Origin of the sequence: Mycolicibacterium aromaticivorans JS19b1 = JCM 16368, assembly GCF_000559085.1 — a bacterium.
Lineage (GTDB): Bacteria > Actinomycetota > Actinomycetes > Mycobacteriales > Mycobacteriaceae > Mycobacterium > Mycobacterium aromaticivorans.
Genome location: NZ_JALN02000001.1, coordinates 3,465,412 through 3,479,297 on the forward strand (window position 1 = coordinate 3,465,412; position 13,886 = coordinate 3,479,297).

At 68.5% G+C, this 13,886-nt stretch carries 13 protein-coding genes; 10 read left to right on the top strand and 3 right to left on the bottom strand.

The genetic code is table 11. The features are described 5' to 3' along the window. Positions 1-16: 16 nt before the first annotated feature. On the bottom strand, positions 17-559 hold the full coding sequence (locus tag Y900_RS32775; RefSeq protein WP_192827521.1) for a hypothetical protein: 543 nt from the start codon (positions 557-559) through the stop codon (positions 17-19). 22 nt (positions 560-581) lie between these two features. Then, the gene (fadD8, locus tag Y900_RS16665) at positions 582-2,183 is read right to left on the bottom strand and encodes a fatty-acid--CoA ligase FadD8 (protein WP_036347029.1); all 1,602 of its coding nucleotides are present in this window, start codon (positions 2,181-2,183) and stop codon (positions 582-584) included. A gap of 149 nt (positions 2,184-2,332) precedes the next feature. Here fadD8 and Y900_RS16670 point away from each other — a divergent pair, with 149 nt between their 5' ends. The 5 genes from Y900_RS16670 to Y900_RS16690 are packed head-to-tail and all read left to right on the top strand — an operon-like array spanning position 2,333 to position 8,078. Continuing rightward, the gene (locus Y900_RS16670) at positions 2,333-3,721 is read left to right on the top strand and encodes a DUF2254 domain-containing protein (RefSeq protein ID WP_051660412.1); all 1,389 of its coding nucleotides are present in this window, start codon (positions 2,333-2,335) and stop codon (positions 3,719-3,721) included. After that, positions 3,718-3,972: a DUF3253 domain-containing protein gene (locus Y900_RS16675; RefSeq protein WP_036343278.1), complete on the top strand. Its 255-nt coding sequence runs from the start codon at positions 3,718-3,720 to the stop codon at positions 3,970-3,972. Before Y900_RS16670 ends, Y900_RS16675 begins: the two co-directional genes overlap by 4 nt. Positions 3,973-3,981: 9 nt before the next feature. Beyond that, complete coding sequence (locus tag Y900_RS16680; protein WP_036343280.1) at positions 3,982-5,508, top strand: MFS transporter; 1,527 nt, start codon at positions 3,982-3,984, stop codon at positions 5,506-5,508. 18 nt (positions 5,509-5,526) lie between these two features. Beyond that, the gene (locus Y900_RS16685) at positions 5,527-7,092 is read left to right on the top strand and encodes a long-chain-fatty-acid--CoA ligase (protein WP_036343281.1); all 1,566 of its coding nucleotides are present in this window, start codon (positions 5,527-5,529) and stop codon (positions 7,090-7,092) included. Beyond that, a complete protein-coding gene (locus tag Y900_RS16690; RefSeq protein WP_036343282.1) occupies positions 7,092-8,078 on the top strand; it encodes an o-succinylbenzoate synthase in 987 nt (328 codons plus the stop codon). The genes Y900_RS16685 and Y900_RS16690 overlap by 1 nt, the downstream gene beginning before the upstream one ends. A 26-nt stretch (positions 8,079-8,104) precedes the next feature. Here Y900_RS16690 and Y900_RS16695 read toward each other — a convergent pair whose 3' ends face one another. Continuing rightward, positions 8,105-8,659 carry a TetR family transcriptional regulator gene (locus tag Y900_RS16695; protein WP_036343283.1) on the bottom strand — a complete coding sequence of 185 codons (555 nt, stop codon included), beginning with the start codon at positions 8,657-8,659 and terminating at the stop codon, positions 8,105-8,107. A 79-nt stretch (positions 8,660-8,738) separates the two neighbouring features. On the opposite strand from Y900_RS16695, the gene Y900_RS16700 reads away from it, so the two are divergent. The 5 genes from Y900_RS16700 to menD all read left to right on the top strand — a co-directional run bounded on the left by Y900_RS16700 (position 8,739) and on the right by menD (position 13,884). Continuing rightward, positions 8,739-9,632: an SDR family oxidoreductase gene (locus Y900_RS16700; protein ID WP_036343284.1), complete on the top strand. Its 894-nt coding sequence runs from the start codon at positions 8,739-8,741 to the stop codon at positions 9,630-9,632. Positions 9,633-9,693: 61 nt separating this feature from the next. Then, positions 9,694-10,641: a GlxA family transcriptional regulator gene (locus tag Y900_RS16705; protein ID WP_036343285.1), complete on the top strand. Its 948-nt coding sequence runs from the start codon at positions 9,694-9,696 to the stop codon at positions 10,639-10,641. Between the two features lie 11 nt (positions 10,642-10,652). Then, positions 10,653-11,396, top strand: coding sequence for a DJ-1/PfpI family protein (locus tag Y900_RS16710; RefSeq protein WP_036343286.1), 744 nt, complete (start codon positions 10,653-10,655; stop codon positions 11,394-11,396). Beyond that, positions 11,393-12,181: an alpha/beta fold hydrolase gene (locus Y900_RS16715; protein ID WP_081845140.1), complete on the top strand. Its 789-nt coding sequence runs from the start codon at positions 11,393-11,395 to the stop codon at positions 12,179-12,181. Before Y900_RS16710 ends, Y900_RS16715 begins: the two co-directional genes overlap by 4 nt. A 35-nt stretch (positions 12,182-12,216) precedes the next feature. Further along, complete coding sequence (gene menD / locus Y900_RS16720; protein ID WP_036343288.1) at positions 12,217-13,884, top strand: 2-succinyl-5-enolpyruvyl-6-hydroxy-3-cyclohexene-1-carboxylic-acid synthase; 1,668 nt, start codon at positions 12,217-12,219, stop codon at positions 13,882-13,884. Positions 13,885-13,886 lie beyond the last annotated feature (2 nt).

Consider the following 13,886-nt stretch of genomic DNA (forward strand, 5'->3'; position numbering starts at 1 on the left):
GGGGGAGTAGCGCCGCTCAGGGCCCGGGATTGGTCCAGGTGGGGTTGGCCGAGCCAGGCACACCGGAGGTCGGCGCGGGGTAATGAAATCGGTGCTCCAACATCGACGCGCCGCGGTAGTACGCGAACACCATACCCAGCGCGATCAGCGCTGCCATGAATGCGATCTGCAGCGCCACCGAGACCGAGCGGGGCACGGCAGGGGCCTTGATCCTGCCGCGGATCCTCGGAGCGATTCGTTCTGCACGCGGCATGATCGGCTGCTCTTTGCCGCGCAGGAACTGCATCACCACATCGGTGGCCCGATGGATCTGCTCACGGTCCACGTAGAGCTGGACGCCGTGTGCTGGTGCGCCCTTCAAGCCGCTCGGCCTGGCCACGTATCCGCCGATGTCCGCGTCGTGTAGCAGCGCGAGAACCGCTGCCGCGTGGGCGGATTCGAGGTCGGCCAAGATGACCCAGGTGTCGGCCCACACGTCGTTGTCCTGGCCGCCCGGTGGCAGCCAGAACATCACGTCGCGCTCTTTGAGGTACTCGAGCGGGATGACGCGGGACAGCATCAGCCCAGTATGCGCCGCGGACCTAACCGACGGCGCGCGATGACCCTTCCCAGAACTGCGCCCGCACGGCCTTCTTGTCCGGCTTGCCCAGCGCGGTCACCGGCACCGAGTCGACGATGATCACCTGCTTGGGCGACTGCACCGAACCCTTGCGGTCCTTGACCGACGCCTGGATCTCGGCGGTCAGCGTCGCCACCGCGTCATCGTCGGAGGGATGATCCGGGCGCAGCACGATCACCGCGGTGACGGCCTCGCCCCACTTCTCGTCGGGGGTGCCGATCACGCAGACCTGCGCAACCGCGGGATGTTCGGCGACGACGTCCTCCACCTCGCGCGGGAACACGTTGAAGCCGCCGGTCACGATCATGTCCTTGACCCGGTCGACGATGAACCAGTAGCCGTCCTCGTCCTCGCGCGCCATGTCGCCGGTGTGCAGCCAGCCGTCCTTGAACGTCTTGGCCGTCTCCTCCGGCAGGTTGTGGTACCCGCCGGACAGCAGCGGCCCGGACACGCAGATCTCGCCGACTTCGCCCTGCGGCACCTCGTTGCCGTCGGCGTCGAGCAGTGCGGTGCGCGCGAACAGGGTGGGCCGCCCGCAGGAGGTCAGCCGCTTCTCGTCGTGGTCCTTCTTGCCGAGGTAGGAGATCACCATCGGGGCTTCGGACTGTCCGTAGTACTGCGCGAAGATCGGGCCGAAGCGGCGGATCGCCTCGGCCAGGCGCACCGGGTTCATCGCCGAGGCGCCGTAGTACACCGTCTCCAGCGACGACAGGTCGCGGGTGTGCGAATCGGGGTGATCCATCAGCGCGTAGATCATCGACGGCACCAGCATGGTGGCGGTGATCTTCTGCTCCTCGATCACCCGCAGCACCTCGGCCGGGTCGAACTTGGTCAGCACTACCAGCTCGCCGCCCTTGACCACGGTCGGCACGAAGAACGCGGCGCCGGCATGTGATAGCGGCGTGCACATCAGGAACCGCGGGTTCTCCGGCCACTCCCACTCGGCGAGCTGAACCGTCGTCATCGTGGTGATCGACTGTGCGGTGCCCAGCACGCCCTTCGGCTTACCGGTGGTGCCGCCGGTGTAGGCCATGCCGCCGACGTGGTCGGGCGGAAGGTCGGCCGCCACCAACGGCTTCGGCGTGTACTTGGCGGCCTCGGCGATCAGGTCCACCGCGGAATCACCCAGGGCTTCCGGCACCGGGCCCAGCGTCAGCACCTGCTTGAGGGCGGGCACCTTCTCCAGCAAGCCCTGCGCCCGCTCGATGAACATCGGGTTGGGGTCGATGATCAGCGAAGTCACCCCGGCGTCGTTGAGCACGTAGGCGTGGTCGTCGAGTGAGCCGAGAGGGTGTAGTGCCACCCGGCGATAACCTTGGGTCTGGCCGGCGCCGATGATCATCAGCACCTCCGGCCGGTTGAGCGACAACAGCCCCGCGGTCGCCCCGCTTCCGGCGCCGAGCGCCTCGAACGCCTGAATGTACTGGCTGATGCGGTCCGCGAGTTCGCCTCCGGTCAGGGTGGTGTCACCCAGATGCAGCACCGGCTTGTTCTTGTTGCGCTTCAGCGCTCCGACGGTCAGGTGGCCAGAATGCAGGGGATGGCGAAGCAGCTCGTCACTCATGCGGTCCACATTAGAACGTGTTCCAGTTCGGAAGGAAGGGTGTTCCCCAAGGTCGACGACCACTCTTTGTTTGACGCATGCGCAAACCGGTGAACCAGGCCCAGGCGATCCGTACCTGACGGTCCGCGAGAGGACATGGCGTGTTCACGATGTTTCAGGGGGCTCGGCAGCGCCAGGCGGTCTTCGTCGATACGGTCCGCAGCCGGCTCTGGCCGGTACCGGCGATCGGTGTGATCGCCGCCGTTGCCCTCGGGGTTGCACTTCCGCAGCTGGACACCGCACTCGACGCGCGCATGCCCGTGACGTTGGCGGGCTATCTGTTCGGCGGAGGCGCTGACGGCGCGCGAGAGGTGTTGGCCGCCATCGCGACGTCGTTGATGACCGTTACGTCGCTGACGTTCTCGTTGACGCTGGTGACGTTGCAGTTGGCCAGCAGTCAATACTCCCCGCGGCTCCTGCGGACCTTCGCTTCCGACCGATTTGTGCAGCGCACCCTCGCGCTCTTTCTTGCGACCTTCGCCTACGCGCTCACCGTCCTGCGGACGATCCGCAATGCTGTCGACGGGTCCGCCTCGTTCGTCCCACGCATTTCGGTCACCGTTGCTTACCTGTTGGCGATGGCCAGCGTGCTGGGCTTGGTGCTGTTTCTCGGACATCTGGTACGGCAGATCAGGATCGAGACGATGCTCGATCACGTCTCGAGAGACGTCATCGACACGGTCTGCCGCACGGCGGCACCTCTGGGCGACGAGCCCGCGTTCGTCCCGCCGCTGCCGCGCACGCGGACGCACATCATCGCCGCACGGTCATCGGGCTTCCTCACCCAGGTCGGCGAGGCCGCGTTGGTCGCAGCCGCGGTTGACGCCGATGCTGTGGTGTTGGTCGATCGTCCGGTGGGCAGCAGCATCGTGGCGAATGTGCCGGTCGCCTTGTGCTGGGCTGCCGGCCCCTCCAGTGAGCTCGACGGAGACGGCCTGGACTCACTGCGCGAGCGCGTGGCGGGCGCCCTGCACACCGGTGTCGAACGCACCGCAACTCAGGATGTCGGTTACGGGTTGCGCCAGCTGACCGACGTCGCGGTTCGGGCATTGTCACCCGGCATCAACGACCCCACCACCGCTGTCCATGCCTTGCAGTCCTGCACTGCGGTGCTGTGTGAGTTGGCCGGTTACCGACTCGGCCCGCGGATTCTGCGCGATGAGGACGACGTCGCCCGAGTGGTGCTGACCCGCCCGGACTTGCCCGAACTGCTCGACATGGTCTGCACCCAGCCGCAGATCTACGGCGAGCGTGATCCGCTGGTCATGGGCAGCCTTCTGATGCTGCTGCGAGACCTTGCCTGGGTGGTGCGCCAGCCGGAGCACCGGCTGGCGATCGCGGATCGATGCCAGCGGCTGCGCCTCAGCATCGCGGCACAGCAATTCGAATCTTCTGGACGCAGCGGGCTGGAGCGGCTCATGAGCCAGGTCGACGAGGCGCTCCATCAGCGATGGGATCTCGGCAATGACAGTCACGCGGAAGGAAGGCAGCCACGATGACGGACGTGCGCGGTCGGCTGCGCGCCGCGATCCTGACGATGACAGCCGAGCGTGCCCCGCGCACGATCTGCCCGTCCGACGCCGCCCGCGCCGTCGATGCTGAGCACTGGCGTGAGCTGATGAACGCGACCCGCGAACTCGCCCGCGAGCTGGCGAGGACCGGCGACGTCGTCATCACGCAGAAGGGTGCGGTGCTCGATCCAGACGTTGAATGGCGCGGACCCGTCCGGATAGGACGCCTGCGCGGCTAGCATCTGCCCATGTCGCAGCAGCAGGTGACCGGCCTCGCCGCGACCATGACGATCGTGGCCATGGGTCTGGGCTACAGCATCACCGCCGCCGACCCGACGATCCTGTCGGCCAACCTCGCCGAGGTGCGCCACGGTCTGGGGTTCAGCCCCAGCACCGCCAGTTTCCTGGCCTGCCTGGCCACACTCACGCTGGCCGCGGCGGTGCTCGGCGCGGGTGCGCTCGGGGACCTGTACGGCATGAAGCGGATGTTCGCGATCGGCTGTTACGGCTCGATCGGCTTCGGCGTGCTCGCGGCCGTGGCACCCAACGTGGCGGTGCTGACGTTCGCTCGGGCCGGGGTGGGCATTGGCTTCGCATTTGTTCTGGGGTTGTCGCTGGCCATCATCAACGCGGTGTTCCCGGCGGAACGCCGTGCCGCTGCGATCGCGATGTACCTAGGCGTCGGCCACGCCCTCAGCGTGTTTCAGCCCGCGGTCGGAAGCTGGCTGGCGGCGCATTTCGGTTGGCGTGCATGCTTTCTGGTGACCCCGGTGCTGGCCGCCGTCACGCTCGCGCTGACCATGCGATACGTACCGGAGACGTTGCGGTGGCAGCGCAAGCTGGACGTCGTCGGGATCGTGTTGATCGCGGTCGGACTGATCCTGTTGATTCTCGGGCTCACTCAGCTGCAGGGCGGTTTCCACGTGAGCGCTCTGGTGCAGATCATGGTCGGGATCGCGCTGGCGGCGGCGTTCGTGTTGTGGGAGCGGCACACCGACGAACCGGCGTTGGACATGCGCATCTTCGGATCCGGTCGGTTCAACGCCGCGGTGGTCGCCGGCGCGACGTTCAACTTTCTGCAGGGCGGGGCCACCATCCTGTTCGCCTACTACCTGGTCACCATCCGCGGTGAGTCGCCGGAGATGCTCGGCCTGTTGCTCATTCCCGCTGTGCTGCTGGCGTCGGTGGCCGCGACCGCGGCTGGGCGGGCGGTCGACCGGTTCGGCGAGCGCGCGGTGCTCATGTCCGGGTTGGCCATCCTGCTGGCCGGGATGGTGATGCTGGTGGTGCTCGACGCCCACACGCCGATCCTGGTCATGGGTGTTGCGGTGACGCTGAACGCGATCGGTGGCGCGGTGGTGCAGACCCCGCAGTCCACGATCATGATGTCCAGCGCGCCCGCGGAGTTGGGTGGCGTCATCTCGGCGGTGAAACCGGCTGTCGGACAGGCCAGTTACTCACTCGGGCCGGCGCTGTTCGCATTGGTCGGCACGACGCTGTTCCTGCGCGACGGGCGGCAGAAGCTGGAGGGGTCGGGGATCACCGAGGACCAGGCCCGCGACGCCTTGCGTGTCGCGCACGGCGGTGTGCCCGGCCCGGCGGCCGGCGCCGAGGTCTTGGACCCGGAGCAGGCCCGCTGGGTGGTGTCTGAGGCGGCGCAGAGTTGGCTGACCGCCATCCACGACTTGAGCCTGATCATGGCCGTCGTGCCCGCCGCCGCAATGATGCTTGCCTGGGTGCTGCTGCGCCCGAAGGCTGGCTCGTCCTCGGCTTGACGTGGCAATCTGGCTCGTATGCAACCACCCGAACCACGCTTCCTCGATGACCGGCCGGCGTACTGGGCCGAGCACAGGCCCGACGGTCAGGCCATCAGCTACCTGGACCGCACCTGGACCTGGGCGCAGTGGGACGACCGGATCCGGCGCCTCGCCGGCGCTCTGGTGGAGCGCGGCATCGGCCGCGGCGACGTGGTGGCGTTCTTGGACAAGAACCACCCCGCATGCGTCGAGCTGACGCTGGCGGCGGCGTCGATCGGCGCGGCCACCGCCGTGATCAACTTCCGGCTGGCCGCCGACGAGATGGACTACGTCCTCAATGACTCCGGCGCCAAACTGCTGATCGTCGGTACCGAGCTGATGGGTGCTGTCGAGAAGATCCGCGACAAGCTGACCAACGTCACAGCGGTCATCGAGGTGACTCCCGACGGCGCAAACGGTGACGGGTATGAGGCCCTGTTGGCCGCCGCCGCCCCGGTCGGGCGTCCCGCCGAGGTCGATCCCGAGGATGCCGCGCTGGTCATGTATTCCTCGGGCACCACGGGCCGGCCCAAGGGTGTGGTCCTGTCTCACCGAAACGTGTTGGCGCACACGATCAATGCCGCGACGTTCGAGTTCGGCGACGACGACAAGAACATGGTGGCGATGCCGTTGTTCCATGTCGGCGGGTCGGCTTACGTTCAGTACGGCATTCACGCCGGCATCCCGACGATCATGACGCGTGAGGCCGACGGTGCGTCGCTGGCCGGCGCACTCCTGCAGGGTGCCAACCGGACGTTCCTGGTGCCCGCCGTGCTGGGCAAAGTGCTGGAGTCCGGTGAGGATGCGGTAAAGCTGTTCAGCGCATTGAAGACGTTCGTCTACGGCGCGTCACCGATGCCGCCTGCGCTGCTGAAGGCGGCGCTCAAGGCCTGGCCCGACACCGATTTCATCCAGGTGTACGGCCTGACCGAGGTCTGTGGGGCGATCACCCAGCTCTCCCCGGAGGTGCACCGCGACGACTCCCGGCCCGAGCGCATGATCAGTGCCGGCCAGCCGTCTCGTGAGGTGGAGGTCCGGGTGGTCGACATCGAGACCCTTGCTGAGGTGCCGATCGGTCAGCCCGGCGAATTGTGGTTCCGCACACCGCAGTTGATGAAGGAATACCACAACAAGCCGGAGGCCACCGCCTCGACGATCACCGAGGACGGCTGGTTCCGCTCCGGTGACATCGGCCGCGTCGACGAGGACGGTTTCATCTTCGTCGAAGACCGGCTCAAGGACATGATCATCTCCGGGGGCGAGAACATCTACTCCGTCGAGGTCGAGCGGGTGCTCACCGATCATCCGGCCGTACTCGACGCCGCGGTGTTCGGCGTGCCGGACGAGAAGTGGGGCGAGTCGGTCAAGGCGGTCGTCGAATTGTCCGCCGGCGGCCAGACGTCCGAAGAGGAACTGGTTGCCTGGTGCCGGGAGCGGCTGGCGCACTACAAGTGCCCGCGCAGCGTGGAGATCTCGCCGGCGTTGCCGCGCAACCCCACCGGCAAGCTGCTCAAGCGCGATCTGCGCAACCCGTACTGGGAGAACCGCGGCCGCGCGATCTGATGGCGGTGGCGCTGGAGGACTTGCTGGACCGGTTGCACGTTCTGGCACTGCCGATGCGGGTTCGCTTCCGCGGCATCATGGTTCGCGAGGTAGCCCTGATCGACGGGCCCACCGGCTGGGGCGAGTTCGGCGCGTTCGTCGAATACGAACCGCCCGAGGCGGTGCACTGGCTGGCGTCCGGTGTCGAATCCGCTTACTGCGCAAGGCCTTCCGTCGTACGCCAGGTGGTGCCGATCAACGCGACGGTGCCCGCCGTCCCGGCCGGGCAGGTGCCGGAGGTATTGGAGCGTTTCCCTGGCACGCGTACCGCCAAGGTGAAGGTAGCCGAGCCCGGCCAGACGCTGGCCGACGACGTCGCCCGGGTGAACGCGGTGCGTGCGGTGATCCCGACGGTGCGGGTGGACGCCAACGGCGGGTGGACCGTCGAGCAGGCGGTGGCCGCGGCGGCCGCGCTGACCGCCGACGGTCCGCTGGAATACCTTGAGCAGCCGTGTAAGACGGTAGCCGAGCTGGCCGAGGTGCGCAGCCGGGTGGACGTCGCGGTGGCCGCCGACGAGAGCATCCGCAAGGCCGCGGACCCGCTGGCGGTGGTGCGCGCGCGGGCAGCCGACATCGCTGTGCTCAAAGTGCCGCCGCTCGGCGGGGTGCGGGCGTTGTTGGACATCGCTGCCGAGATCGACATCCCGGTGGTGATCTCGAGTGCGCTGGACACCGCGGTCGGGATCGCGGCGGGGTTGACCGCGGCGGCGGCATTGCCGCGGCTGGAGCATGCCTGCGGGCTGGGCACCGGCGGGTTGTTCGTGGCGGACGTCGCGGAGATCAGCCTGGTCGACGGGGGGCTGCCGGTCGGCGATGTGGTGCCCGACCCGGCTCGGCTGGCCGCGCTCGCCGCGCCGGCCGACCGCCGCGACTGGTGGATCGAGCGAGTGCGCACCTGCCACGCGCTTCTCGCCCAAACCGACACACCGCAGGACAATCGCGAGTAGATCGCCGCACAACGTCGACCTCGGCGCTAGAAGCCGCCCTTCAACTCCGCGACGGCGCGGCGCACGAAGTGAGCGAGGTCGTGCGTGTCGTCGGCCAGCCACTGCTCGAAGGCCAGCTGAAAGACCGCGGCGCCGGCCTCGGCGGTCAGGCGCGCGGTGGTCTCGGCGACACCGCGGGTCACCAGGCCGTCGGCCATCGCGGCGGCGAGCGCGGACCGTTTGGACAGCTCGCGTTCCTGCAGGGCGGGGTTGGCCTCGATCACCGCTTGCCGCAGTCGCGACGCATCCCGGCGATCGTCGAAGAAGGCGCTCACCGCCTGCATCGCTGTGCTGACCGCATCTAGGGGAGCGGACGAATCCGGCGCTTCCGCAACGCTTTTCGTCAACTGTTCCAGTAGCTGGAGCTGGCCGCCGAAGAGGACTTCGCGCTTGTCGGCGAAGTAGCGGAAGAAGGTGCGCTCAGTGAGACCCGCCCGCTCCGCGATCTCGGCGACGGTCGTCTGGTCGAATCCGCGTTCGGTGTAGAGCGCCATGGCCGCCTGTTGCAGGCGGCCCTGTGCGTCCGGCTCCCAGCGGCCCATGCGGGAATTTTAGCGGGATGACAGTTGCTGACATCAGCGCTAGTGTTTGATGACAGCGACTGACATGGAGGTATGCCCCATGAAGATATTCGTTACCGGAGCGTCCGGCTGGGTCGGCTCGGCGGTGGTGCCCGAACTGCTCGCGGCCGGCCATCAGGTTCTCGGCCTGGCCCGCTCCGACGGGTCCGCCGCCGCGCTGACCGCCGCCGGCGCCGACGTTCACCGCGGCGACCTCGCCGACCTCGACAGCTTGCGCGGCGGCGCCAAAGATGCCGACGCCGTTATCCACCTTGCCTTCCACCACGACTTCGAGAACTTCTCCGGCGCAGGTGAACTCGACCGCGCCGCGATCACCGCCCTCGGTGAGACGCTGGCTGATTCCGGCCGCCCCCTGGTGGTCACCAGCGGAACCGCCGGGCACGCGCTCGGCCAGGTTCTCACCGAGGACCAGGCCGCCAACCCACACTCCCCACGCGTCTCCGAGCGGGCCGCGTTGGCGTTCGTCGACCGCGGAGTGCGGGTGTCGATCGTTCGGCTTGCGCCCTCGGTGCACGGCAACGGCGACTACGGGTTCGTCCCGCGGCTGGTCGACGTCGCTCGCGAGAAGGGTGTGTCCGCCTACGTAGGCGACGGCACCAACCGCTGGTCGGCGGTGCACCGCGACGACGCCGCCGTGCTGTTCCGGCTGGCCGCCGAAGGTGCACCCAGTGGGACCGTGCTGCATGCGATCGGCGAAGAAGGTGTGCCCACCCGGGCGATCGCCGAGACGATCGGCCGAGGCCTGGGCGTTCCGGTCACCAGCATGCCTGCCGAGAACGCGATGGATCACTTCGGGTGGATCGGTGGGTTCTTCAGCCTCGACATGCCGGCCGGCAGCGCCGTCACCCGTGAGCGGTTCGGCTGGCAGCCCACCGGAATCGGACTGCTCGACGACGTGGAGCGGCACTATTTCGAGGTCAGGACCACACCGTGATGTCCTGATCTGTGGGGTGCATGGCCTAGACGCCATCACCGGATGCCTCGACACTGAACCCATGGCGAGATCGGTGGTGATCCTCGGGTTTCCCGGGGTACAGGCCCTCGACGTGGTCGGGCCGCACGACGTGTTCACCGGCGCCGCGCTGCTGACCGAGGGCGGATACCGGGTCAGCGTCGCCTCCCGCGACGGCAGTCCGGTGAGCACCCCGACCGGCCTGGCGTTTGTCGCGGAGGCGATGCCCGAGCCCACGGACATCGACACCCTGATCCTGCCCGGCGGGCCCGGCGTCGACGCCGTCCGCGATGACCCCGCCACCATGGCCTGGATTCGCGCGGCAGCTGCCAACTCGCGGCGCGTGGTCAGCGTGTGCACCGGCTCGTTCCTGGTCGCTCAAGCCGGTCTGCTCGACGGCTGCCGCGCCACCACACACTGGGCGTTCGCCGACCAGATGGCCCGCGAGTTCCCGGCCGTGACTGTCGACCGCGACGCGATATTCCTTCGCAGCTCGGCAACAGTGTGGACGGCGGCCGGGGTGACCTCCGGCATCGACTTGTCACTGGCGCTCGTCGAGGACGACTACGGGACCGAGGTAGCCCAGACCGTCGCGCGCTACCTCGTTCTGTATCTGCGCCGCCCCGGCGGTCAGACCCAGTTCGCGGCACCGGTGTGGATGCCGCGCGCCCGTCGCCGGCCGATCCGCGAGGTGCAGGAAGCGATCGAGGCCGATCCCGGTGCCGCCCACAGTATCTCCGAGTTGGCGCGCCGCGCGGCCATGAGTCCGCGGCACTTCACCCGGGTGTTCACCGACGAGATCGGCGAGGCTCCCGGCGCCTACGTCGAGCGAGTCCGCACCGAAGCGGCCCGCCGTCAGCTCGAGGAGACCGACGACACGGTCGTCACCATTGCCGCCCGATGCGGTTTCGGCAGTTCGGAAACGTTGCGTCGCAACTTCATTCGCCGGGTCGGCATCTCACCCGACCAATATCGCAAAACGTTCGCATAGAGGAGACTGTCGTGCAGATCGCCATCGTGCTCTATCCCGGTTTCACCGCTCTGGATTTCATCGGGCCCTATGAGGTGCTGCGCTGGCTGCCCGACGCCGAGGTTCGCTTCGTGTGGCACGAAACCGGCCCGATCACCGCGGACTCCGGTGTGCTCGTCGTCGGCGCAACCCACTCGTTCGACGAAACACCCTCTCCGGACGTCGTTCTCGTGCCCGGCGGGATGACGACGATCGAGCACTCCCGCGACGAGAAGCTGCTCGACTGGGTGCGCCAGGCGCACCGGACCGCAACCTGGACGGCGTCGGTGTGTTCCGGGTCGGTGATCCTCGCGGCGGCAGGCCTGCTGAAAGGAAAGCGAGCGACGTCGCACTGGGCCGCGCTGACCGCGCTCAAGGCGCTCGGAGTCACGCCGGTCAAGGACGAACGCGTGGTTCACGAAGGCGACATCGTCACCAGCGCCGGGGTGTCGGCAGGTATCGACCTCGCGCTGTGGCTGGCCGGACAGATCGGCGGCGACGAGCGCGCCAAGGTGATCCAGCTGTCGATGGAGTACGACCCGCAACCACCGTTCGACTCCGGGCACATGTCGAAGGCGTCGGCGACCACCAAGGCTTCCGCTGCCGCCCTGATGGCCAAGGATTTGGCCACGCCCACCCAGCTCAAGGCGATGACGTCGCTGCTGTGGTCCGGCGCCATCGACGCCGCGCGGTCGAAGACACGGCGGAAACGGGGTCGCGTAGCCTCTGCCAGGTGATCAACCTGGCCTACGAGGACAACGGCTCCGGCGATCCGGTGCTGTTCATCGCCGGCACCGGCGGCGCCGGCCGAACCTGGCACATTCACCAGATTCCGCGCTTCCTGTCCGCGGGCTATCGCTGCGTCACGTTCGACAATCGTGGAATCGGAGCCACCGAGGAAGCAGGCGATTTCACGCCGGAGCAGATGATCGCCGATACCGCCGCCCTCATCGAGGACGTGATCGGCGGACCCACACGGATCGTGGCGATCTCGATGGGCGCCTACATCGCCCAGGAGCTGATGCTGACCCGCCCGGAGCTGGTCACCCAGGCCGTGCTGATGGGCACCCGCGGCCGCCTGGACCGCACCCGCAAATCGTTCCGTGCCGCCGACGTCGAGCTCACCAACGCCGGCATCCAGCTGCCGCCGGCCTATGCGGCGAAAGTGCGTGTGCTGGAGAACTTCTCACCCAAGACCATCAACGACGAGAAGGCGATCGGCGACTGGGTGGAGATGTTCACCGCCTTCCCGATCAAGCGCACTCCCGGCCTGCGCGCCCAGCTCGAGGTCTACCCCAAGGACAACCGGCTGGCCGCTTACCGTTCCATTACCAACGAGGTGCTGGTCATCGGGTTCGCCGACGACCTGCTGACCCCGGCCGCGCTGGGCCGTGAGGTCGCCGAGGCCATCCCCAACGGCCGATACGTGCAGATCGGGCACACCGGCCACCTCGGATTCCTGGAGCGCCCGGACACCGTGAACAACGCGATGCTGGACTTTTTCGCAGGCACTCTCGTCTGATGTCGAGCCAGATCGACGTGTGACACGCTGTAGTAATGAATCCATCGACGGCCCAGGCCCGCGTCGTCGTCGACGAATTGATCCGCGGCGGCGTCCGCGACGTGGTGCTGTGCCCAGGTTCGCGTAACGCCCCGCTCGCCTTCGCGCTGTCCGATGCCGACCGGGCCGGCCGGCTGCGCCTGCACGTCCGCATCGACGAGCGCACCGCCGGCTTCCTGGCGATCGGCCTGGCCGTCGCCGAGCGCGCCCCGGTGTGCGTGGCGATGACCTCGGGCACCGCGGTGGCCAACATGGGCCCCGCCGTCGTCGAGGCCAACTACGCCCGGGTTCCGCTGATCGTGCTGTCGGCCAATCGGCCCTACGAGCTGCTGGGCACCGGCGCCAACCAGACGTTCGAGCAGCTCGGCTACTTCGGCACCCAGGTCCGCGCGGCGATCAGCCTGGGCCTGGCTCCCGAAATGGCCGGGGCGTCAGCGGGCGATCTCGGTTCGCTCAACGCGCAGTGGCGCTCGGCCACCTGCCGGGTGCTGGCCGCGGCCACCGGCGCACGCTCGGCCAACGCCGGCCCCGTGCAATTCGACATCCCGCTGCGGGAGCCGCTGGTGCCCGATGCTGACTCAGGTGCCGCGGCAATCCCGCCCGGCAGGCCGGACGGCAAGCCGTGGACGTGCAGCCCGCCGGTGGCATTCGACCAGCCGCTGGACATCGATCTGACGCCCGACACCGTGGTGATCGCCGGGCACGGCGCCGGCGTCCACCCGAACCTGGCCGCGCTGCCGACGGTCGCCGAGCCGACCGCGCCGCACGCCGCCAACCCGCTGCACCCGCTGGCGCTGCCGCTGTTGCGCCCCCGCCAGGTGATCATGCTGGGCCGCCCGACGCTGCACCGGCCGGTGTCGACGCTGCTGGCCGACCCGTCGGTGCCGGTGTTCGCCCTGACCACGGGTCCGCGCTGGCCCGACGTGTCGGGCAACTCCGCGGCCACCGGCACCCGCGCCGAGACCAGCGGCACGCCCGACCCGGCGTGGCTGGCGCGCTGCGCGGAGGCCAACGCGCACACCATGGCGGCGGTGCGCCGGCAGCTGGCCGCCCACCCGCTGACCACCGGCCTGCACGTCGCGGCCGCGGTGGCCGCCGCGGTGCGCCCGGGGGACCAGCTGGTGCTCGGCGCCTCCAACCCGGTCCGAGACGCAGCCCTGGTCGGACTGAACACCGAGGGCATCAAGGTGCGCTCCAACCGGGGAGTGGCCGGTATCGACGGCACGGTGTCGACGATCATCGGCGCCGCGCTGGCGCATGACCGGAGCCGGGCGGCCGGCGACATCGAATCGCGCCGGACCATCGGTCTGATCGGGGACATGACCTTCGTGCACGACAGTTCGGGGCTGCTGATCGGGCCGACCGAGCCGACTCCGAAGAACTTGACGATCGTGGTGTCCAACGACAACGGCGGAGGCATCTTCGAACTTCTCGAGCAGGGCGACCCGCGGTTCTCCGATGTGTCGGCGCGGATCTTCGGCACCCCGCACGACGTCGACGTCGGCGCGCTGTGCCGGGCGTATCACATCGACGCCCGCCAAATCGAGGTCGACCAACTCGGCGGCGCGCTCGCCGAGCCTTTCGAGGGCATGCGGGTTCTCGAGGTCAAAGCCGACCGATCGTCGTTGCGGCAGTTGCACGCCGCGATCCGGTCGGCGCTGTGATC